The organism is Micromonospora sp. WMMD712 (genome assembly GCF_029581295.1).
Taxonomy (GTDB): domain Bacteria; phylum Actinomycetota; class Actinomycetes; order Mycobacteriales; family Micromonosporaceae; genus Micromonospora; species Micromonospora carbonacea.
Window position 1 is genome coordinate 5,119,884 of record NZ_CP120743.1, and the last position, 21,400, is coordinate 5,141,283.

Below are 21,400 nucleotides of genomic sequence, written 5' to 3' on the forward strand. Positions count from 1 at the left end.
TCGCCGGTGCCGCCCGGGCCGGTCAGCTCCGGTCGGCGCGCAGCCGGCTGTGGTCGGTGGCCCGCAGGAGCACCGCCGCGCTCAGCGCGACGGTGGCCAGCGCCCAGCCGGGCCAGCTACGGTTCTCGAGGAGGATCGGCAGCTCCTGGCCGACCAGGCTCGGGGTGATCACGCCGGCGGACCAGGCGACCGCCAGGCCGAGCGCCGCCCGGTCCACCCCGACCAGCCCGCCCAGCGCCAGGGCGCCCGCGGTGAAGGCCAGGCACGGCAGCAGCCACACCGCCGGCGCGTGCCCGGTCCACCAGCCCGCCACGGCCAGCACCGGGACGACCGCCGTCAGGATCGCCAGGGCCCGGCGCAGCAGCAGCGACAGCCCGGCGCGGGGCGTGGTGGCGATCAGTTCCCAGGCCGGATCGGTGCGTCGGCTCCACGCGGCGGCCACCATCAGCAGCGGCGCCAGCGGCGCGACCAGCAGCACCGGGGACGGCATCCGGTCCGACACCATCTCCAGCAGGACCGCGACGAGCACCAGCGCGGTGGCCGTGGCCAGCCAGGGCAGGAGCCGCGCGGCGACACCGGTGCGCCGCAGCCGCCGACGACGCACCGGTCCGGGCCCGGCGTCGAGGCCGGCGGCGATCCCGACGGCCACCCGGTCCAGCAGTTGCCGGGCGGCCGGGTCGACCGCGCCGGCCAGCAGCGCCCGGCATCCGGCGCAGGACTCCAGGTGCGCCTCGACGGCCCAGACGGTGACGTCGTCGACGCCGTCGTCGCCGGTGGCGTACCGCGAGAGGAGGGCGGGGGTGGGGTGGTCGGTCATGACAGCGCCTCCCGGAGCGCGATGCGGGCCCGCCGCGCGTACGTCTTCACGGTGCCCTCCGGCATGCCGAGCAGCACCGAGGTCTCCCGCGTGGTCAGCCCGTCGAGCACCATGGCGCGCAGCACCCGGCGCAGGTTGGGCGGCAGCGCCAGCAGGGCCTGCTCCAGGTCGGCGTCCATCCCGCCGGCCAGCGCCTCCTCCTCGGCGGCCGGCGCGACGGTGGCGAAGGTCTGCACCGCCGGGACCCGGGCGGCGCGGGCGCGGGCGCGGAACGCGTCGACCAGCCGGTGCGCGGCGATCGTCCAGAGCCAGCCGACGGCGCTGCCGCCGCCCGAGTGCTGGGCCTGGCTGGCGGCCGACCGCCACACCGCGAGGTAGGTGTCCTGGAGCACCTCGGCAACCACGTCGTCGTCTGAGCAGCGTCGCCGCAGCCGGGCGGTCAACCAGGGCGACGTGCGGCGGTACAGCTCGTCGAAGGCCCGCCGGTCGCCCCGGGCGACGCGGCGCAGCAGCGCACCCTCGTCGAGGGTCTCCAAGCTCTGTCTCACAACAGGCAAGACGATCCCCGGTGCCGCCCCGGTTTCCCAAACGCAGTGAGGCACGTCACACCCACCGGGCGCCGCCGCCGGTCCGCCGCCGGTCAGTCGCCGGGTTGTGGCGGGGCGGTCCGGGTCGGCGGGGTCGGGGAGCGGGTGCCCCGGTGGCGGTGCTGTTATCGATAACATAGACGCCGATAGTTATCCGGCCCGGGGTGCCCGGTCCGGCGTCCGCGGCGGTCGGCTCCGCCGCCGAAGAGGAGACAACGATGAGACGTGCCACTTCCCGCCGCCGGTGGGTGACCGCCCTGGCGGCCGGGTCCCTGCTGGTCGGCGCCGCCGTGGGTCTGTACGCCCCGGCGGGCCAGGCGTTGGAGAACGGGGTGGCCCGCACCCCGCCGATGGGCTGGAACAGCTGGAACACGTTCGGTTGCAACATCAACGAGACGTTGATCCGGCAGATGGCGGACGCGATCGTCAGCACCGGCATGCGGGACCTGGGCTACCAGTACGTGGTGGTGGACGACTGCTGGTTCAACCCCAACCGGGACTCCGCCGGCAACCTCCAGGGCGATCCGGGGCGCTTCCCCAGCGGGATGAAGGCGCTGGGGGACTACATCCACGGCAAGGGCCTCAAGTTCGGCATCTACCAGGTGCCGGTGGACAAGACCTGCGCGCAGTACTTCGGCGGCTACCCGGGGGCGACCGGCAGCCGCGGGCACGAGGCCCAGGACGCGCGGCAGTTCGCCGCCTGGGGGGTCGACTTCCTGAAGTACGACTGGTGCTCCCCGGAGGGCTCGATCAACGACCAGGTCGCGACGTTCGCGAAGATGCGCGACGCGCTGGCGGCGACCGGCCGGCCGATCGTCTACAGCATCAACCCGAACAGCATCCACGCGAAGACGGGTCCCCAGCGCAACTGGGGCGACGTGGCGAACATGTGGCGGACCACGGAGGACATCACCAACGCGTGGAACACCGGGCAGACCAACGGCTACCCGATGGGGATCCAGAACATCATCAACGTGACCGTGCCGCTGGCGTCGTACGCCCGGCCGGGGGCGTTCAACGACCCGGACATGATGGAGGTCGGCCGGGGCGGGATGACCGACACGGAGATGCGCAGCCACTTCGCGATGTGGGCGATGATGGCGTCGCCGCTGATCGCGGGCAACGACATCCGGTCGATGAACGCGGCGACGCAGACGATCCTCAAGAACCAGAACCTGATCGCGATCAACCAGGACCCCCTCGGTCTCCAGGGGGTGCAGGTGTCCAACGACGGCACCCGTCGGGTGCTGGCGAAGAAGCTGGCCGACGGCGACGTGGCGGTGGCGCTGTTCAACCAGGGCAGCGCGACCACGACGGTCTCGATCACGGCCTCCGCGATCGGCATGAGCCCCGGCACCCTCACCCTGCGCGACGCGTGGACCAACGGCACCAGCACCACCACCAACGGGACGATCTCGGCCAGCGTCCCGAGCCACGGCACGGTCGTCTACCGGGTCAGCGGCCCGGGCAGCACCCCGCCCCCCACCACGACCCCGCCGCCCACCCCGCCCTCGCCCACCCCGCCGCCCACGACGGGCCCGCCGGCGGCCGGGTGCCGGGTCGGCGCGACCGTCAACGCGTGGAGCACGGGCCTGACCGAGGACATCACGATCACCAACACGGGCAGCTCGGCGATCAACGGGTGGTCCCTGGCGTTCACCCTGCCGGCCGGGCAGAGCATCACCGGCGGCTGGAACGCCACCTACGCCCCGACCAGCGGGCAGGTCAGCGCCACCAACGTCAGCTACAACGCGGCGATCCCGCCCGGCGGGTCGGTGTCCATCGGCTTCCAGGCCAACCACACCGGCGACTCGGCCGCGCCGGCGGCCTTCACCCTCAACGGCAGCCCCTGCTCCCGCGCCTGAGGGGGCTGACGGCCCGAGCCTGACGCCGGGCCCTGCCCGGTGCGCGTACGGCGCACCGGGCGGGGCCGGTCACCCCCGGCGGCGGGCGACGAGGACGGCGTCGTGGATGGTGACCTCGCGGCCCTCCGGGTCGACCGTGTTCCGGGCCCGGGTCTCGGTGGTCAGCACCTGCCAGGCGGCGGGGTCGAGGGCCGAGGCGACCTCCTCGGCGGTGTACATCGCGTCCGGGAAGTGCATCCGGTGGGCGGTGGTGCGCAGGTCGCGCGGGTGGTGCCCGACGATCAGCAGCGTCCCGCCCGGGGCGACCGCCGCGGCGAGCCGCCCGAACAGCTCCCGCCGCGCCGCGCCCGGCAGGTGCATGAACTGCGCCGACACCAGGTCGTACGCGCCTTCGGCCGGCGGCCGGACGCGCAGGTCGGCGCGCAGCCACTCGATGCGGTCGGCGACCTCGGGGCCCGCCGCCGCGGCGTGGGCGGCGGCCCGCTCCAGGGCGGTGGCGGAGATGTCGACCGCCGTGACCCGCCAGCCCCGCCCGGCGAGCCAGCCGGCGTCGGCGCCCTCGCCGCAGCCGACGTCGAGCGCCCGGCCCGCCGGCAGCCCGGTCACCTCCGCGACGAGCTGGGGGTTCGGTCGCCCGCTCCACACCGTCGGCCGGGCGCGGTAGCGCTCCTCCCAGGCGGCCTCCTCGAACATCGTCCGCAGCCGCTCCCGGTAGGCGTCGACGGCGGCCCGGCCCTCCTCGGCGACGAGGTCGGCGTTGACCGCCGCGCCGGCGGTCAGGCCCGCCGCGGCGGAGGAGACGACCTGGGCGCGCACGTCGGCCACGTTGCCCGCGACCCACACCCCGGGCACGGCGGTGGCCCCGGTCGGGTCGGCCGGCACCTGGCTGCCGATCACCTGCCCGCCGAACTCGACGTCGACCGGCTTGCACCCCAGCGACTCCAGCACCGCGGCGCGGGCGGTGAACCGGGGCGCGACGACCACCGCGTCGAGCGCGACGACCTCGCCGGAGGCCAGCCGTACGCCGGTCAGGGTGTCGTCGGTGACCTCGACCGCCGCGACCGGGCCCGCCACGACGGTGATCTCCCGGGCGGCGAGCCGCTCGGCGTCCTCGGCGGCGAGCGTCGCGTCGTGCAGCAGGAGCAGCACGTGCGGGCTCCACTGCCGCCACAGCTCCGCCTGGTGCACGGCCGTCGGCCCGGTGGCCAGGACGCCGATGCGCCGGTCCCGGACCTCCCAGCCGTGGCAGTACGGGCAGTGCAGCACGTCGCGCCCCCACCGCTCGGCCAGCCCCGGCACGTCGGGCAGCTCGTCGACGAGCCCGGTCGCCACCAGCAGCCGCCGCGCCCGCACCTCCCGCCCGCCGTCCAGCGTGACCACGAAGCCGGTGCCCTCCCGGGCCGCCGCCTCGACCCGGCCGGCGACGATCTCGCCGCCGTAGCGGGTCACCTCGTCGCGCCCGGCCGCCACCAGCTCGGCCGGCGGGGTGCCCTCCCGGCCCAGGTAGTTGTGCACGTGCCCGGCCGGGGCGTTGCGCGGCTGCCCGGCGTCCACCACCAGCACCGACCGCCGTGCCCGGGCGAGGGCCAGGGCCCCGCTCAGCCCGGCCGCGCCCCCGCCGACCACCACCACGTCGTACGCCTCGTCCACCGCGCGCCTCCTCCGCTCGTCGTGCGCCCACCGTGCCGCGCACCCGGCCGAGTCGACAAGAGAAGTTGCCGGAACGGCAAACTCCGACCGGGCGGGGCGGCCCCGCCGAGGGGATTGCGGGGCCGCTTTACCTAGAACTACTATGCATTGCAGTTCTAGGGATAGGGGGTCGGATGCACATCACCAAGGACCTCGTCGCCGCCTCGGCGACGCCGCTCGTGCTGGGGATCCTCGCCGAGGGCGAGAGCTACGGCTACGCGATCCTCAAGCAGGTCAACGACCTGTCGGGCGGGCAGCTCGAATGGACCGAAGGGCTGCTCTACCCGCTGCTGCACCGCCTGGAGCGGCTCGGGCACGTCGAGTCGTACTGGCAGACCCCGCCCGGGGGGCGTCGCCGCAAGTACTACCGCATCACCGACCAGGGCCGGGCCGAGCTGGTCGAGCAGCACCGCCAGTGGGCCGCGGTCGTCGACGCCCTGCGCGGCGTCTGGAACACGACCCGCTCCATCAACCCGATCGTGGCGCCGGCCTGGGAGGCGGGACGATGACCCTCGACAGCGACAGCGACCTGGAGAGCCAGATCGCGCAGTGGCGGGCCTACACGCGCCGCCGCCGGGAGCTGCACCACGCCGACACCGAGGAGCTGGAGGACCACCTGCGCAGCCGGATCACCGAGCTGACCGAGGCGGGCCTGCGCACCGACGAGGCGTTCCTCATCGCCGTCAAGCGCATGGGCAGCCTTGACGAGCTGTCGCGGGAGTTCGCCCGCGAGCACTCCGAGCGGTTGTGGAAGCAACTCGTGCTGCCCGGGGAGCCGGACGCGCCCGCCGCCGCCCGCACCCGGCGCGAACTGCCCGTCATGGTGCTCTGCGCGGCCCTCGCGGCGCTCGCGATCAAGGTGCCGAGCTGGTTCGGGCTCGACCTGGCCGACGACGACACCGCCTTCTACGCCCGCAACCTGAGCCTCTTCGCGCTGCCGGCGCTGGCCGCGTACTTCGCCTGGCAGCGCCGGGTCGGCGTCCGCGTCGTCGGGGCGCTCGCGGCGCTGTTCGCCCTCGGCGCGGTCGCCGCCAACGCGTACCCGCTCGCCGCGGACTCGCAGTCCTTCGGGCTCACGGCGATCCACCTGCCGCTCGCGCTGTGGCTGGTCGTCGGCGTCGCCTACGTGGGCGGTGACTGGCGCTCCGAGCGGCGTCGGATGGACTTCATCCGGTTCACCGGCGAGTGGGTGATCTACTTCAGCCTCCTCGCCCTGGGCGGTGGCGTGCTCACGGCCTTCACCGCCGGCACCTTCCGGGCCATCGGCATCGACGCCGAGGGCTTCATCAGCTCGTGGCTGCTGCCGTGCGGCGGGATGGCGGCGGTCGTCGTGTCGGCGTGGCTGGTGGAGGCGAAGCAGAGCGTCATCGAGAACATGGCCCCGGTGCTGACCCGGGTCTTCACCCCGCTGTTCGCCGCCACCCTGGTGGCGTTCCTGGTCGCCGTCGCGTGGACGACCAGCGGCATCGACGTCGAGCGCGACGTGCTCATCCTGTTCGACCTGCTGCTCGTCGTCGTGCTGGGCCTGCTGCTGTACGCCATCTCCGCCCGCGACGCCGTGGCCCGGCCCGGCCTGTTCGACCGCCTGCAACTGGCGCTCGTCGTCAGCGCCCTGGTCATCGACGTCCTGGTGCTGGTGGCGATCACCGGCCGGATCACCGAGTGGGGCTTCAGCCCCAACAAGACGGCGGCGCTGGGCGAGAACATCGTGCTGCTGACCAACCTGGCCTGGTCGGCGTGGCTGTTCCTCGGCTTCGTCCGGGGCCGCACCCCCTTCGCCCGCCTGGAACGCTGGCAGACCCGCTACCTCGCCGTGTACGCCGGCTGGGCCTGGGTCGTCGTCCTGGCCTTCCCGCTCGTGTTCGACTTCGCCTGAGCCCGTGCGCCGCCCCGCCCACTGCGGCGGGGCGGGTCACGGGGTCCAGCGGATGCCGGGGTTCACCTGGCCGGTCCAGTTGAAGACGGCCATGTTGTCCCACTGGTTGCCGGTGCCGTTGATGTTCGCCGGGTCCCACCCGTTGCCGGGGACGGCGTACCAGGTCGGCTCCCAGTAGAAGACGCCGACGGCGCCGGCGTCGCGGGCGGTGTTCTGCACCCAGGAGAACTCGGTGGCCTGCCCGCTCCAGCTCGCGGGGTGGCCGGCGCAGGGCTCGCCGCCGTTGACCGAGTTCGCCTCGCCGTCGGCGTTCGCGGCGGTGAACGGGTACGCCGTCTCGGTGAGCACGACGGGCCTGCCGTAGCGGGTCCGCACGTCGGTGATGACGTTGTAGAGGTTGGCCAGGCTGCCGTGCCACATGCAGTAGTAGGACAGGGCGGTCAGGTCCCACTGGACGCCCTTGGCCCGGATGCCGTCGTAGAACCAGCGCGCGTTGGCCATGCTGTCCGCGTTGGCGGTGTGGACGATCACCTGGGTGCCGCCGTTGCACTGCTTCGTGGCCTGGTAGCCGGCCTTGAGCAGCAGGCTGAGGTTGGTGAAGTCGTTGTTGACGACCTTGCCGTCGTTCCACAGCATGCCGACGTTGATCTCGTTGCCGATCTGTACGCTGTCCGGCGTGGTGCCCTGCGCCTTGAGGCTCGCGCAGACGTCGTAGGTGTAGTTGTAGACGTCGGTCTGCAACTGGCCGATGCCGTGGCTGGCCCAGGCGGCGGGCTTGTACTGCTTGCCCGGGTCGGCCCAGGTGTCCGAGTAGTGGAAGTCGATCATCAGCTTGAGGCCCTTGGCCTTGACCGTCCGCGCGTACGCCAGCACCCGGGCCTTGTTGTTCCAGCCGCTGGCGGGGTTGTTCCAGACCCGGAGCCGGACGTAGTTGACGCCGAGGCCCTTGAGGATGTCCAGCGGGTCCCGCGCCGTGCCGGCGGCGTCGTAGTAGCGCGCGCCGAGGTCCAGGCTGCGCTGCACGCTGGAGACGTCCGCGCCCAGCATGGTGAGCGTGTTCGCGGCCGACGCCGGCGCGGGCGGCACGAGGAGGGCGGCCGGCAGGGCGACCAGCGCGAGGAACGCGGCGATCCAGGCGTGCGGGCGGGAGCGGCGTCGGGTCATCCCGACCTCCTCGGTGGCGGGCGCGGGGCCGGGGCGCGGCACCGCCGGACATCAATTGATGTCAATTTATACCACAGGTGGCGGGCCCGTCAGGCGTTCCGCTCCGGGTGGTCGCCCGCCGCCGTCGGGGCGGCAGCCTGGTCGACCGGGCCCACCGCGAACGGGTGCCGCAGCCGCCGCATCGCCTCCTCGCTGCCGTCGAAGGTCACGCCCCGGTCGTCGAGGTCGTCGGCGGTCGGCGTGACGAGGAACAGGGCCGAGCGGTCGTCGTCGTGGAAAGTCATGCGGGAGTCCCGTTTCTGGAGAGGGAGAACCTGGGCGGCTGCGGATGGTGCTGCCGCGTGCGCCCCAGCCGGCGCTCACATCGGCGCCCGATCACGGTGCCCGGCTGCGGAGGGACCTCCTGCCGACACCGTCACCCCGCACCATACCCGGCGACGCCCCGAGCCATGGCGGCCGGACGTCGCCGGCCTCAATCCGTCGAGGCTCCCACCGTCGTCGCGGACGCCCGGCCCTCCTGCCGGGCCCGGTCGAGCAGCAGGGCGAGCCGCCGCTGCCGCCGCCGACGGACGACCCGCAGCGCCAGGGCGGCCGCGACGAGAACGGCCAGCAGGGCGAGCTGCGGCCACGGCACCGCCCAGGCCGTCACGGTGGCCGTGGCCTGCCGGGCGTCGGCGACGGTCCCGTCGCCGAGTGCCGCCGGGGTCACCGCCACGGTCGTGCGCAGCGGGCCCAGCCCCCAGACGCCGCCGACGCTGGCCTCGGCCACGCGGCTGCCGCCGGGCAGCAGCTCCGCCACCTCGACCGTGTCGTCCCGCCCGGCGAGGCCGAACGCCTCCGAGACGGTCACCCGGCCCGTGCCGGCGGCCCACACGTTGCCGCCGTTGGTCACCGCGTACCGCAGGCGCAGCGTGCCCGCCGCGAAGGGGTTCCAGGACCGGGAGTACGTGGCGGTGAGGTCGTCGACGGCCAGGGCTGCCGTGGCCGTGCCGCTGGCGCGCAGCATGACCCGGAAGCCGACCCGGCTCTCGACGGCGACCGTGCCGCCGGTGCTGGTGACCGACGCCGCGATGCCCGCCGGGTGGTCGCCCGGCGTGGCGTCGGCGGGCACGGTGATGGTGAAGGGCACCACCTTCGTCTCGTTCGCGCCGACGGTGACCGTGTCGCGCACCGAGATCCAGGTGCCGCCGTCCTTCGACGTCTCGGTCGAGGGCAGCATGTTGAAGCGGCCCTTGTCGGTGAGGTAGCCGTCGGCGGCCTGGAGGCGGAAGACCGCGGCGGCGGCGCTGAAGTTGCGCACGGCCAGGTGTTCCGTCACCACCTGGCCGGGGTCGAGGGTGCGCTCGATCCACCGCCGGCCGTCCGGGCCGTCCGGGGCGGCCGGCTGCACCGCCCAGGTCAGCTTCGGCGCGGCGGGTTCCGCGCCGGCGTCGGCGGGCGCGACCGGCACGGTGACGAGCACCGCCGCCAGCACGGCGAGCAGCCTCGGCAGCGCCTGCGGCACGGAACGGATCATCGGGCGTCCTCCGGCGGGGTGCGGGGGCGGGACCGGTGCCGGCCCCGCCCCCGCCGCGGTCATTCGAACAGGGACAGGGTCAACGTCGAGGTGTACGCGCCCGCGGCGACGTCCGCCGGGGTGCGCAGGTACAGGTCGGCGTTGACCGAGTAGGAGTCACCGGCGACCGCCCCCGAGTCGTACGTCGACATCAGCAGCTCCTGGTCGGCCAGGCCGACATTGTTGCCGGGCTGGGTCGGCTCGTCCAGGACGGTCACGACCTCCTCGCCCTCGGTCACCGAGCCGGTGGCGCCGCCGTCGATCAGCCGCGGCTTCCAGCCGAGGTGACCGGCGCTGATCGGGGCCTGCCCGGAGCTGCCGACGAAGTCGCTCGCGCTGCCGACCACGGCCCAGGCCGCGCCGGCCGGCACCTCGTCGGCGGTGCGGGTGTCGGTGACCGTCACCGTCGGCAGGGTGCCGACGAACTGGCGCACCAGCAGGGTCGAGCCGTCCTCGGACAGCGCCACCGAGTCGCCCGCGACCGAGAGGGCGAGCACGCCCGGTTCCCGGATCTCCTCGATGTCGACCGTCACCCGCACGTCGGCGCCGTCCTCCGCCAGGGCCGGTGCCGGCAGTGCCGCCGCTCCGGCCAGGATGGCGGCCGCGGCGCCCGCCGCGTACAGCCGCTTACGCTTCCATGTGTTCATGCGATCTCCGTTGACGTCCGTGGTGGGTGGAGGTTGGTGGTCATCCGCCGCAGCTCTGGGCGGAATGGTTGGCGGTGACTTCGGTGGTGACGGTGGTGCCGTCGATGGTGCCGGTGGCGCGGATGGTGGCGGTGCCGGCGGCGACGGAGGTGGCGCGGGTGGTGAAGGACTGGTAGGCGTTGGCGCCGGGTGCGACGTTGGTGACGGTGCGGGTGCCGTACGCGGTTTCGAGGGTGATGTCGACGGGTGTGGTGTGGCCGTTGGTGGCCTGGACGGCGACGTAGGCGCGGCCGCCGACGCAGCGGGTCTGCGCGCTCGCCGTCACCGGCAGCTCGGGCTGGGCGGTCGCGGCCGCGAACTTCCAGGAGTCGAGCTCGAAGAGGTCCGTGCCGGTGGGGCCCGCGTAGGTGAAGTAGACGTCGTGCACGCCGCTGACGCCCTGGAGCGCGGCGGTCACCTCGGCCCACTCGCCGACGGGGGAGTCGACCTCGACCGTGCCGACCACGGGGCCCGCCACGTCGTCCAGGCGCACCTGGATCCGGCCGCCGGCGGCCAGCGCCCGCACCTTGGCCGTCACGCTCGCCGCGCCGGCCGTGCCGAAGTCGACGGACGACAGCGCCGTCCAGTCGCCGTTGTCGATGTCACGCACCGCCAGGTTCGGCGCGGAGGTGCCGAACTGGGCGGAGCCGCCGTCGACCTTCGCGGTCGCGATGCCCTTGCTCCAGCCGAAGGTCTCCGCCTCGAACACCCGGTACGGGTCGAAGTCCCGGACCTGGTCCACGCCCGCGTAGGTGCCCACGACCTGCTGGATCGTGCCGTCCGGGTTGAACGTCAGCTCCTGGATGTGCGGGCTGCGGTAGCCCTGCGTGGTGTTGCCGTTGATGCGCTTGTTGAGCGTCGGGGCGTGGTAGGTGAAGTAGTACCTGCCGCCGAACTCGAACACCGACTGGTGGTTGTTGCCACCGGTGCCGGCGCCGAAGAACTGCGACTGGTTCGGGAACAGCACGCCCGCGTAGGTCTCCTTCGGCCAGGACATCGGGTCGTCCGAGATCAGGTAGCCGATCTGCCCGCCGCCGGGGTAGCCGGGCAGCGGGGTCTGGTTGCCGCCGAAGTCCGCCCCGCCGAAGTGCGACGAGTACGACAGGTAGTACTTGCCCTGGCGCTTGAAGACCTGGGCCGCCTCGAACGAGACCGGGGTGTCGACCACCACGGCCGAACCCTGGGTCGAGACCATGTCGTCGCCGAGCCTGATCGCCCGGATGTTCTTCGGGTTGTTGAAGCGCTCGGCGGCCGGCATGCTCGTCGACGCGGGGCCGCCACCGAAGTAGAGGTAGGCCTGGCCGTCGTCGTCCACCAGCGGGGCCGGGTCGAACTTCCACGCGACGTCCTCGGCGCCGGGGGTGCTGCCGTTGATCAGCGTGCTCGTCCGCTCGCTGGTCCACGGGCCGAGCGGCGACTCACCCGTGATCACGTTGCTGGAGCCGCCGCCGTTGGCGTAGTAGAGGAAGAACTTCTCCTTCCCGTTCACCATCTTCTTGGCCATGCCGGGCGCCCACGAGTTGCCGGTGAACGGCGCGACGCCGTTCGGGCCGGCGACCTGGATCTCGCCGTGGTCCGTCCAGTTCACGAGGTCCTCGGAGGAGATCAGCGTGATCTGGTTGATGTTGCCGTAGTTGATGCTCGGCGAGATGCCCGTGACCGGGTCGGGCGCGTAGCCCTGGGTGTCGTTGGTCAGGTACAGGTAGACCCGGCCGCCGTGCACGAAGCCGAAGCCGTCGGCGCCGAACTTGTGCCCGATCAACGGGTTGTGCTCGCCGGGCAGCTTGCCGACGACCTCGATGGTCCTCGACGGCGGCGGGGGCGGCGGGGCGCCGATCACCGACACGTCGTCGAGCGTGAAGTCCATGAGGTGCAGGGCCGGGTCGCTGGACGGGGTGCTCGTCCACGGCGTCTCGAAGAAGATCCGGGCCGTCGACACGTTCTGCGACGCGGGGATGGTGAACGTCCCGTTGAACTGCGCCCACTGCCCCTTCGTCGCGGTCACGCTCACCAGGTTGGTGTAGGTGGACCCGCCGTAGTGCATGGTGGCGAAGAACTGCTTCGTCGCCGGCCCGGCGGCGTTCTCGTACTTGATCCGGGCCGTCAGGGCGTAGGTCTGCCCCGCCTGCACCTTGCCGCTGAGGTCCTGCATCGGCCCGGAGCCGGTCGTCGCCCGGCCGGTGACGAGCGCCGCGCCCGACCCGGCGTAGGCGTCCGACGTCGCCGACAGCGTCGCGCCGTCGGTCGAGTTGCCGTTGTTCACGAACCAGTTGGCGACGCCGGCCTCGAACCCGCCGTTGACGATGAGGTTCTCCTCGGCGGCCTGGGCCGGCGCCGACGCGGCGGCCAGTCCCGCGGCCAGCATGACGCCGACCGCCGCGATCGCGGTCACCCGTCGCCGGGCGGCCCCTCGCACGCGTTGTCTCACTCGGTGTGCTCCTTCGTTCGGCCGTGCACGTGGTGGTGGTACGCCGGTCCCGTCTCGGACCGGTCGGCTATGCGCCGCAGCTCTGGGCGGGGTGGGTGGCGGTGACTTCGGTGGTGACGGTGGTGCCGTCGATGGTGCCGGTGGCGCGGATGGTGGCGGTGCCGGCGGCGACGGAGGTGGCGCGGGTGGTGAAGGACTGGTAGGCGTTGGCGCCGGGTGCGACGTTGGTGACGGTGCGGGTGCCGTACGCGGTTTCGAGGGTGATGTCGACGGGTGTGGTGTGGCCGTTGGTGGCCTGGACGGCGACGTAGGCGCGGCCGCCGACGCAGCGGGTCTGCGCGCTCGCCGTCACCGGCAGCTCGGGCGCGACCCGGAGCACGCCGAGCCGCGCCAGCTGGAAGCTGAGCGACCGCTCCGGCGCGTCGATCTGGTTCTGGGTGCCGAACCGGCCGGCCCGGGCGGCCTTGGCGGTGGCGAGGGCGGCCCGCATCGCCGCCCAGGCGTCCGCCGGGTAGTGACGGCTGTCGAGCGTCTCGGCGTGCGCGACGGCCGCGTCGAGCGCGTCGGTGTCCAGCGGCAGGCCCTGCGCGGTCAGCGCGTCGCTGAGCAGGTAGTGGTCGAAGTCGACCCGCCCGCCCGTGGTCTGCGTCGCGTAGTTGAACAGCCCGACCCGGTGGCCCATGAAGTGCGCGAGGCTGCCGTCGAGCGTCTGCGGGCCGACCCGGCTGCCGAGCTGCGTCCAGGTGAGCCCGTCGAGGCTGTAGTAGAAGGTGGTCCAGAGCTGCCCGACCGGCGCGGCGAAGTCCAGGTCGGCCTTCACGTGCACCACTGTCGCGTCGCCCAGCGGCACCGTCGTGCCCGGCAGGAAGCTCTCCAGCGCGGCCTGGTCGAGGTCGACCGCGAACGGCTGCCCCCGGTTGACCACGCCGAGGGTGTTCCGGCCGTCGACGCGCTTGACCGCCACGTACGAGAAGCCCCGGTTGTAGGCGGCGAGACCGGCGACGTCGCCGTCGCGCATGCCGGAGATGTCCATCCGGGTCTCGGCCGACTGGCGCGGGCCGAAGGTGCGCTGCGACAGGGTGTTGCGGGCCTCCTCGAACCAGGCGAGCTCGGCCCGGTTCGACAGCTTCGTGTAGACGTACTCGCCGGTGACGACCTTGCCGGTGGTCAGCCGCAGCCAGCCCTCCCGGTCGGTGAGCGACCAGTACCGGTTGTCGGGGGCGTGGTTCCACTCCCAGGCCAGGTCGAGCCGCGAGCCGTTCGGGGCGATCTCCGCCTCGGTCGGGTACTCGGTGGTCACCGGCTGCCCGACGACCGAGACGTCGTCGATCAGGTATTCCACGCTGGACGACGCCGGCTGCGGGTTGCCCCACGGCGTCTCCACCGCGAACTTGACGTTGGCGAGGTTCGCCGTCGCCGGGAACGTGTACCGGCCGGTGACCGTCGTCCACTGTCCGGCCGGGACGGTGCCGAAGGCCATCACCTGCACGCCGGAGCCCCAGTCGGCGGCCAGGTTGAACCGGACGCTGGCCGGGCCCGAGGCGTACTTGATCTTCGCCGACACGGTGTAGGTCACCCCGTGCTGGAGCTTGCCGGCGAGATTCTGGTGGGGGCCGGAGCCGTTGAGCGTGCGGTTGCCGACCCGCAGCGCCGCCGCGCCCGAGGCGGCGTCGGCCGGGTCGAGGGCGAGGGTGGCCCCGAACTGCGCGGCCCACGGCGAGACGCTGCCGGACTCGAAGCCGGCGTTGCCGAGCAGCTCGACGCCGAGGAGCGACTCGTCGAGGTCGGGCGGCGTCGGGATCGTCCACTCCTCGTCCTGGTACGCCTTGTGCGGCGCGTCGTTGGCGAAGTCGTCCGAGGCGACGATGCTCTTCTGCCGTTCGAGGGTCTCCTCGGCCGGGCTGAGCCGGATCGGCTTGTCGAACAGGCCGTCGACCGGCACGACCCCGTTGTTGCCGAACGTCGGCCACCCGTCGGACCAGGTGGCCGGGATGAGCGCGGGGATGCGGCCGATCGGGAACGTGTCGCGGAAGAACATCCCGTGCCAGTCGGTCCCGCCGCCGGCGCGCGCGACCGGCACGAGGCTGCCCTGGGCGAAGCCGTTGGAGTTGAGCACGCCGCGCGCCTCGTAGGTGTTGCCCCCGCCGGCCGAGGTGTACCGCCCGAGCAGGTCCTTCGAGCGGAACATGACGACCTGACGCCCCTGGCCGGAGGGCCAGGTGATGATGACGGCGTAGTACCAGCCGTCGATGTGGTAGAACTGCGCGCCCTCGAACAGGCCGCCGATGAACGGCTGGCCGGCGTAGTCGGCCGCTGTGAAGATGTTCGGGTAGTCCTGCTCGATCGCGGTCAGGCCGGCGTTGAGGCGCACGGCGCTGGTGCCGCCCGAGCCGTAGAAGATGTAGGGCGTGCCGTCGACGTCGAAGAAGAGCGACGGGTCGTGCAGGCCACGGCCGAGGGCGGTGCGCTGCCACGCGCCGTTCTCGATGTCGTCGGTGCGGTAGATGTACGCGCCGTTGAGGTTGTTGGTGTTGAACGCGACGTAGTACATGCCGTCGTGGTAGCGCAGGGACGACGCCCACTGGCCCTGCCCGTACGAGTTCTGGCCGTTGCGCAGGGAGAACGAGTCGCCGATGCTGGCCCGGTCGAAGACGTAGTTGACCGTCTCCCAGTTGACGAGGTCGTACGACTTCATGATCGGCGCACCGGGGCTCAGGTGCATCGTCGTGCTGATCATGTAGTAGATGTCCCGGCCCTCGTCGTTCTCGGCGGCCGGGACCCGCTCGACGCTGATGTCCGGCACGTCGGAGCGCAGCAGCGGCACGGAGTATCTGCCGTCGCCCCGGTCGGTCGAGGTGTGGGACGACTCCGGCGACCAGTCGTCCGCCGCCTGCGCCGCCGTGCCGGTGGTCACGAGGGCGGCGCACAGCAGGAGCGCCCCCACCGCCGCCAGCGAGACCCGTCGTAGCCCTCCGGAGGCACCACGACTCACGGTTACCTTCATGCGAACTCCTGCCGCCAACGTAACGGGAAGCTCATAGTGTTATCGCTCACATGCGCTGTCAAGACGTTCCCGAGACTTGCCGGAAATCTTCGTGAAACAGGCGTGATGCAGCGTGGAAGCGCTCCCGAAGCGGCAGATCAGGCGCGCGGCGATCAGGTGCAAGCCGCCCACTTCCTGACGAGTCGCCTGAGCGCGACCTATCCGGCAAGAACTATCGAGTGCCGAATATCGGGCGCGCATGTTTGCGCTAACACGATCCGGTCCACAGGGCGTCACGAAATGGCGGTGTCGTCCCCTCGCAAACGCCCGACCGGCGCAATTAAGAATGAGTCATGTCGATGTGCTGTTGCGTTTTCCGGGGCATCGGGCCGCCCGTCGGACGCCACCGGGGAGGGCTGACCCGGCAGCCGGCCGCCGGGCAGACTGCGAGACGGCCCGCACCGCGCGGGCCACCTCGACCCCGGGAGGCAGCAGATGACTCCGGCCCAGGCCCACCCGACCCCCGGCGCCGCCGGCTGGAGCGACGGCGCGTTCAGCAACCCGGTGCTCGCCGGCCTGCACCCGGACCCGAGCGTCTGCCGGGTCGGCGACGACTACTACCTGGCCTGCTCCAGCTTCGAGTACTTCCCCGGGGTGCCCATCTTCCACAGCCGCGACCTCGTGCACTGGGAACAGATCGGCAACGTGCTGGACCGGCCCAGCCAACTGGTGCTGCCCGCGACGATGCCGTCGTCCGCCGGCATCTACGCGCCGACGCTGCGCCACCACGCCGGCCGCTTCTGGCTCGTCGTCACCAACTGCGCCGAGGGCGGCGGCAACCTGCTCTGCACCGCCACCGACCCCGCCGGCGACTGGTCGGATCCCGTCCGGCTGCCCGGCGTCGCCGGCATCGACCCGGACCTCGCCTGGGACGACGACGGCACCTGCTGGTGCACCTACGCCGGCATCGAGCAGGTGCCCATCGACCCGCACACCGGGCGGACGCTCGGCGCGCCCCGCCGCCTGTGGTCCGGCGCGCCCGGGGCCCAGGCCCCGGAGGCCCCGCACCTGTACCGGATCGGCGGCTACTGGTACCTGCTGATCGCCGAGGGCGGCACCGAACGCGGGCACGCCGTCTCGATCGCCCGCTCGACCGCGCCCGACGGGCCCTACGAGCCCTGCCCCGCCAACCCCGTCCTCACCCACCGGGGCACCAACCGCCCGATCCAGAACACCGGCCACGCCGACCTCGTCGAGGCGGCCGACGGAACGTGGTGGATGGTGCTGCTCGGCGTACGCCCCGGCGGCGGCACCCCCGGCTGGCACGTGCTCGGGCGGGAGACGTTCCTGGCCCCGGTGACCTGGGTCGACGACTGGCCGGTGGTGGGCGCGGTCGAGCCCGTCATGCCGGCCCCGTCGTGGCCCGCGCGCCCGGTGCCGCCCCCGCCCGTGCGGGACGACTTCGACGCCGACGGGCTGCACCCGCGCTGGGTGTCGGTGCGGTCCCGGCCCGCCGGGAGCTGGTCGCTCACGGAACAGCCGGGCTGGCTCACGCTGCGGGCGCGCGGCGCGTCGCTGGACGAGCCCGACGTCACGTTCGTCGGCCGTCGCCAGCAGCACCTGTCGTGCCGGGTGCGGACGCTTGTCGACGCGACCGGGGGGTGCGGTGGCCTCGCCGTACGCCTCGACGAGCGGCACCACTACGGGATCGAGGCGGGCGACGGCGAGGTGCGGCTGCTGGCGCGGATCGGCTCGGTGCTGTCCACGGTGGCCACCCGGCCGGTCGCGCCCGGCCCGGTGCGGCTGCGCGTCGACGTGGTCTCCCCGTCGCCCGGCGACTGGCACCCGGCCAAGGAGCCCGACGTGCTCCGGTTCGGCATCGAGGCGGCCGACGGCGCGTACGACGTGCTGGGCGAGCTCGACGGCCGGTACCTGTCCACGGAGGTCGCCGGCGGCTTCACCGGCCGGGTCGTCGGCATGTACGCCGGGGCCGGCAGCGTCCGCTTCGACTGGTTCGACTACGCCCCCGGCGACGCGGACGGGCCGCCGCCGGCCGGGGCCGGACCGGCGCGCTGACAGCGGGCGGGCCCGGAGCCGGGTGGCTCCGGGCCCGCGTCGTGCCGTGCTCAGGGGCTGGTGCAGGAGACGCCGCTGGGCGCGGGTCCGTCACCGGTGGCGGTGAACCCGAACGTGGTCGAGCCGTTCGGGGCCAACGTGCCGTTGTAGGGGGCGTTCTTGACGGTGACGCTGCCGGTGGTGCCGGTGTTGACGCCGTTCCAGACGCTGCTGATGGCCTGGCCGCTGCCCAGCGTCAGGCGCACGGTCCAGCCGTTCAGCGTGGCGGAGGTGCCGTTGGCCACGGTGACCTCGCCCTGGAAGCCACCGGGCCAGCTGTTGACCGCGCGGTAGGTGGCGGTGCAGGCGCCGGGCTCGCCGGTGGGCGGCGGGGTGGTCGGCGGCGGCGTGGTGGGCGGGGGCGTGGTCGGCGGCGCGGTGGTGGGCGGCGGGGTGGTCGGGGGCGTGGTCGACGCGAACTGGCTGAAGAACTTCCAGATCTCGCCCGAGGTCCAGGTCCGGGAGTCGTTGGGGCTGGAGGAGCCGTCCACCGGGCTGGGGGTGTGGTCGCCGTCGAAGGCGGCCCACTGCACGGGGTAGCCGGCGCGGCAGCCGGAGTAGAGGGTCGTGATGTGGGTGAGGCTGCCCCGGCTCGGCTCGCGCGGGCTCTGCGCGGTGCAGCCGTTGTTCCTGACGAACGTGTCGCGCAGCGACCGGCCCGCCGAGATGTTCAGCACGCTGTCGTAGATGCCGTGGATGCCGAAGTACGCCACCGGCTGGGTGCCGGGGTTGCAGCCGCTGAGGTTGGCCCCGGACAGGACGCTGACCGCCCGGATGACGTTCGGCCGGGCGCAGGCCACCGCGTAGCTCATGGCCCCGCCGTAGCTCCAGCCGAGCGCGAAGCGCTGCGTCGTGTCGACGCAGAGGTCGTTCTCGACCACCCGGGAGATGTCGTCGAACAGGGTCAGGTCACGGCCGTTGGTGTTGGCCCAGCCGTTGTCGATGCCCTGCGGCGCGACGAAGATCGTGCTGTTGTTCGACAGCGGCAGCAGCCCGTAGTAGCCGGCCGAGGCGACGTTGTTGGCCGAGCCGTTCAGCCAGTGGAAGCCGAAGATCAGCCGGTAGGGGCGGTTCCTGTCGTACCCGTCGGGGATCCGCAGGATGTAGCTGCGGTTCTGTCCGCTGCTGGAGATCGTGCGCGTGCCGCTGGTCAGCGTGGGGGCCTTCCCACAGCCGGCGGTCGCCGCGAGCGTGCCGTTGGTGGCGGCCTCCGCCGCCTCGCCGAGGCCGCCGGTCAGCACGCCGCCGGCGGTGGCCACGACGAGCGCCGCCGCGGCCGCGACGGAGGAGAGAACGTATCTGTGTCTCCAGTGCCTCACCATGCCTGGCTCCTTTCATCGGTCGTCCTGTGCGGGTGGGGTGGGGTCGGATCGCCGGCCGGGGCCGGGGTGGCGTGGGACGACATGGCCGTGACGCTGCCGCGCGTCGCCCTGCCCTGGGGGGCGACCGTGCCGCCCGTCGCCCTGCCCTGGGGCGACCGTGCCGCGCGTGCCGGAAGTGGTGCAGCCGTGTTAACGCTCACGCATCGATGGTCGTATGTTTTCAGAAAGTTGCGGATTCATCAAGCGATAGTTTCGATCTTGGGTCGGCGGCGCGCACGCGCGGCGCGGCGCGTACGCGCAGCGTGACCGATCGACTACTTCTCCCGGCGGTGCAACTCCCCGGGCGGTCGGCTCCGTTCTACCTCCGTCACGAGGAGGCAGGCGACTTGAAAGCCGATGACGAACAAGCGTTCCGCGAGTTCGTGACGTCACAGATGGCGTCGCTGCGCAAGCTGGCGTACATGACCTGCGGCGACTGGCACACGGCGGAGGACGCCGTGGCCAATGCGCTGATCAAGCTCTATCCCCGCTGGCGGAGGCTGGAACGGCCCGATCTCTACGTCAAGACCATGGTCTACCGGGCCGCGATCGACGAGACCCGCCGGCCCTGGCGACGCGAGCGGTCGGTCGGCGACGCCATGCCGGACGTCGCGCTGCGGGACCCGGCCGCCGCGACCGACGAGCGGATGCGCCTGCGGGCGGCGCTCGACGCCGTGCCGGCCCGGCAGCGGGCCGCGGTCGTGCTCCGGCACTACCTGGGCCTGAGCCTGGAGGACACGGCCGGCGTCCTCGACTGCACGGTCGGCACGGCCAAGAGCCAGGTCTCCCGTGGCCTGGCGAAGCTGCGCGAGGCCCTCGCCAGCGAGCACATCAGTCTCACCGGGAAGCAGATGGAGGAGTGGACCAGTGCAGTTGCGTGATTTCGTGGACGCCGTGACGGGTGAGGAGCCGCCGATGGTCCGTACCGTCGACGACATCGTCGCGGCCGGGCGGCGGGCGGAGCGGCGGCGTCGGGCCGGTTTCGCCTCGGCGGGCGCGGCCGGTCTCGTCGTGGTCGCGGTCGCCGGCGCGTTCCTGCTGCCTGCCTTCGGCGCCGGGCGGAACACCGCCACCGCGCCGGCCGGCCCGGCGGCGGCCCGGCCGGGCGAGGCGAAGTGGCCCGCCGCCGCGCCGTTCACCTTCACCTTCCGGGGGTACGACGCCGGCATCCTGCACGTGCAGGACCCGATCGTGGCGTCCACCACCTACCAGATCGCCTCCGTCTACTCCGACCTCCACACCTCGAACGACAAGCCCGTCACGGCGGAGGAGGCCGAGGCGCAGGGCGACAGCGTCGAGCAGAAGAAGCGGGCCGCCCGGGGGAAGCCGAGCCTGTGGGCGTACCTGACCGTCTACCGGCCGGGCGCCTTCGACCCCGCCGGGATCAGGAACGGCAGGAAGGTCACCGTGGCCGGGCACCGGGCCGTCGAGGCGACGCTGCCGGTCGGCCTCGACCCGCAGGGCCCGGCGGTCGCGGGCAACAAGCTCTTCGCCTGGGAGTACGCCCACGACGCCTGGGCGGCCGTCACGTCGGTCTCCGGCGACGAGGCCACGCCGAGCTTCCAGGACCTCGGGGGCCTGGTCGAGGGCCTCAGGCCCAGCAAGCCGGAGCCGGCCCCGGTGCCGTTCACGGTGGGCTACGTGCCGGCGGGCTACGTGCCGTTGCAGAGCGGCACGCACGCCATGCCCGGCCTCAGCGGCATCGCCGCGGCCCGCGCCGGTGACTACGGCGGCGCGACCTACACCAGGCCGGCCATGCCCACCACGGGCCTCACCGCGCCGTACGACCAGGCCGAGGGCGCCATCAAGGACGGGTTCCACATCTTCGTCACGCCGAGCACCAGCTCGAACCAGTCGCCGGAACCCGGCACGACGAAGTGCCACCGCAGCACCGACGGCCCCGCGCGCGGTGGCTTCTGCAACGTCTGGAGCGCCGACGGCACCGTCGTCCTCCAGGTCAGCAGCCAGGGCCTCGGCAACAGGCTGCCCCTGGCCGAGGTGGAGAAGGTCGCGCGGGGGATCACGGTCGCCGACGTCACGGACGAGTCGACCTGGACCCCGGCGGCGAAGGCTCTGCGCCCGTAGCGGGTCGGCACCTGAGGGCCGCGACGGCCGCCCGGCACGGCAGACCCCCGGGGGTGTGGGTGGGGAGCTGGAGCTGGCCCGAGCGCCACGGCGACAACGGCACTGCGCGTCACCGGCAGTGCCGTTGTCGCCGTTTCGGGTTGCGGGCCGACGTCCGGCCGGTGGTCGAAACTTTCGGGCACCTCGTTC

The 21,400-nt window shown here is 73.0% G+C and carries 16 protein-coding genes; 6 read left to right on the top strand and 10 right to left on the bottom strand.

Going from position 1 to position 21,400, the window contains the following annotated elements:
- Positions 1-22: 22 nt before the first annotated feature.
- Positions 23-817 carry a zf-HC2 domain-containing protein gene (locus O7633_RS22340; RefSeq protein ID WP_282323803.1) on the bottom strand — a complete coding sequence of 265 codons (795 nt, stop codon included), beginning with the start codon at positions 815-817 and terminating at the stop codon, positions 23-25.
- Positions 814-1,365 carry an RNA polymerase sigma factor gene (locus O7633_RS22345; protein ID WP_278131395.1) on the bottom strand — a complete coding sequence of 184 codons (552 nt, stop codon included), beginning with the start codon at positions 1,363-1,365 and terminating at the stop codon, positions 814-816. The genes O7633_RS22340 and O7633_RS22345 overlap by 4 nt, the downstream gene beginning before the upstream one ends.
- A 257-nt stretch (positions 1,366-1,622) precedes the next feature.
- Here O7633_RS22345 and O7633_RS22350 point away from each other — a divergent pair, with 257 nt between their 5' ends.
- A complete protein-coding gene (locus O7633_RS22350; RefSeq protein WP_282323804.1) occupies positions 1,623-3,269 on the top strand; it encodes a cellulose binding domain-containing protein in 1,647 nt (548 codons plus the stop codon).
- 69 nt (positions 3,270-3,338) lie between these two features.
- Here O7633_RS22350 and O7633_RS22355 read toward each other — a convergent pair whose 3' ends face one another.
- Positions 3,339-4,919, bottom strand: a complete 1,581-nt coding sequence (locus O7633_RS22355; protein WP_282323805.1) for a bifunctional NAD(P)/FAD-dependent oxidoreductase/class I SAM-dependent methyltransferase — start codon at positions 4,917-4,919, stop codon at positions 3,339-3,341.
- 173 nt (positions 4,920-5,092) lie between these two features.
- On the opposite strand from O7633_RS22355, the gene O7633_RS22360 reads away from it, so the two are divergent.
- Both O7633_RS22360 and O7633_RS22365 read left to right on the top strand, forming a co-directional pair.
- Entirely contained in the window at positions 5,093-5,467 is a 375-nt protein-coding gene (locus O7633_RS22360) for a PadR family transcriptional regulator (RefSeq protein ID WP_282323806.1), read from the top strand.
- Positions 5,464-6,834, top strand: a complete 1,371-nt coding sequence (locus O7633_RS22365; RefSeq protein ID WP_282323807.1) for a permease prefix domain 1-containing protein — start codon at positions 5,464-5,466, stop codon at positions 6,832-6,834. The genes O7633_RS22360 and O7633_RS22365 overlap by 4 nt, the downstream gene beginning before the upstream one ends.
- Before the next feature lie 36 nt (positions 6,835-6,870).
- On the opposite strand, the gene O7633_RS22370 is transcribed toward O7633_RS22365, so the two are convergent.
- The 6 genes from O7633_RS22370 to O7633_RS22395 all read right to left on the bottom strand — a co-directional run bounded on the left by O7633_RS22370 (position 6,871) and on the right by O7633_RS22395 (position 15,659).
- Positions 6,871-7,998: a glycosyl hydrolase 53 family protein gene (locus O7633_RS22370; RefSeq protein WP_282323808.1), complete on the bottom strand. Its 1,128-nt coding sequence runs from the start codon at positions 7,996-7,998 to the stop codon at positions 6,871-6,873.
- 89 nt (positions 7,999-8,087) lie between these two features.
- Positions 8,088-8,282 carry a hypothetical protein gene (locus tag O7633_RS22375; protein ID WP_282323809.1) on the bottom strand — a complete coding sequence of 65 codons (195 nt, stop codon included), beginning with the start codon at positions 8,280-8,282 and terminating at the stop codon, positions 8,088-8,090.
- A gap of 188 nt (positions 8,283-8,470) precedes the next feature.
- Entirely contained in the window at positions 8,471-9,514 is a 1,044-nt protein-coding gene (locus tag O7633_RS22380; RefSeq protein WP_282323810.1) for a hypothetical protein, read from the bottom strand.
- A gap of 59 nt (positions 9,515-9,573) precedes the next feature.
- Positions 9,574-10,200 carry a hypothetical protein gene (locus O7633_RS22385; RefSeq protein WP_074475170.1) on the bottom strand — a complete coding sequence of 209 codons (627 nt, stop codon included), beginning with the start codon at positions 10,198-10,200 and terminating at the stop codon, positions 9,574-9,576.
- A 40-nt stretch (positions 10,201-10,240) separates the two neighbouring features.
- Entirely contained in the window at positions 10,241-12,667 is a 2,427-nt protein-coding gene (locus O7633_RS22390) for a family 43 glycosylhydrolase (protein WP_282323811.1), read from the bottom strand.
- Positions 12,668-12,734: 67 nt separating this feature from the next.
- Complete coding sequence (locus tag O7633_RS22395; RefSeq protein ID WP_282323812.1) at positions 12,735-15,659, bottom strand: family 43 glycosylhydrolase; 2,925 nt, start codon at positions 15,657-15,659, stop codon at positions 12,735-12,737.
- A gap of 486 nt (positions 15,660-16,145) precedes the next feature.
- Between O7633_RS22395 and O7633_RS22400 the strand changes: the two genes are divergently transcribed.
- Entirely contained in the window at positions 16,146-17,726 is a 1,581-nt protein-coding gene (locus O7633_RS22400) for a glycoside hydrolase family 43 protein (RefSeq protein ID WP_282323813.1), read from the top strand.
- A gap of 50 nt (positions 17,727-17,776) precedes the next feature.
- Here O7633_RS22400 and O7633_RS22405 read toward each other — a convergent pair whose 3' ends face one another.
- Entirely contained in the window at positions 17,777-19,087 is a 1,311-nt protein-coding gene (locus tag O7633_RS22405; protein WP_278131418.1) for a cellulose binding domain-containing protein, read from the bottom strand.
- A gap of 386 nt (positions 19,088-19,473) precedes the next feature.
- On the opposite strand from O7633_RS22405, the gene O7633_RS22410 reads away from it, so the two are divergent.
- Positions 19,474-20,007: a SigE family RNA polymerase sigma factor gene (locus O7633_RS22410; RefSeq protein ID WP_278131420.1), complete on the top strand. Its 534-nt coding sequence runs from the start codon at positions 19,474-19,476 to the stop codon at positions 20,005-20,007.
- A complete protein-coding gene (locus O7633_RS22415; protein ID WP_282323814.1) occupies positions 19,994-21,211 on the top strand; it encodes a hypothetical protein in 1,218 nt (405 codons plus the stop codon). Before O7633_RS22410 ends, O7633_RS22415 begins: the two co-directional genes overlap by 14 nt.
- The last annotated feature ends 189 nt before the right edge of the window (positions 21,212-21,400 follow it).

Coding starts and splice junctions, on each gene's coding strand:
- O7633_RS22400 (WP_282323813.1), top strand. CDS start 16,146: ATGACTCCGGCCCAGGCCCACCCGACCCCCGGCGCCGCCGGCTGGAGC.
- O7633_RS22405 (WP_278131418.1), bottom strand. CDS start 19,087: ATGGTGAGGCACTGGAGACACAGATACGTTCTCTCCTCCGTCGCGGCC.
- O7633_RS22385 (WP_074475170.1), bottom strand. CDS start 10,200: ATGAACACATGGAAGCGTAAGCGGCTGTACGCGGCGGGCGCCGCGGCC.
- O7633_RS22340 (WP_282323803.1), bottom strand. CDS start 817: ATGACCGACCACCCCACCCCCGCCCTCCTCTCGCGGTACGCCACCGGC.
- O7633_RS22360 (WP_282323806.1), top strand. CDS start 5,093: ATGCACATCACCAAGGACCTCGTCGCCGCCTCGGCGACGCCGCTCGTG.
- O7633_RS22375 (WP_282323809.1), bottom strand. CDS start 8,282: ATGACTTTCCACGACGACGACCGCTCGGCCCTGTTCCTCGTCACGCCG.
- O7633_RS22350 (WP_282323804.1), top strand. CDS start 1,623: ATGAGACGTGCCACTTCCCGCCGCCGGTGGGTGACCGCCCTGGCGGCC.
- O7633_RS22370 (WP_282323808.1), bottom strand. CDS start 7,998: ATGACCCGACGCCGCTCCCGCCCGCACGCCTGGATCGCCGCGTTCCTC.
- O7633_RS22365 (WP_282323807.1), top strand. CDS start 5,464: ATGACCCTCGACAGCGACAGCGACCTGGAGAGCCAGATCGCGCAGTGG.
- O7633_RS22380 (WP_282323810.1), bottom strand. CDS start 9,514: ATGATCCGTTCCGTGCCGCAGGCGCTGCCGAGGCTGCTCGCCGTGCTG.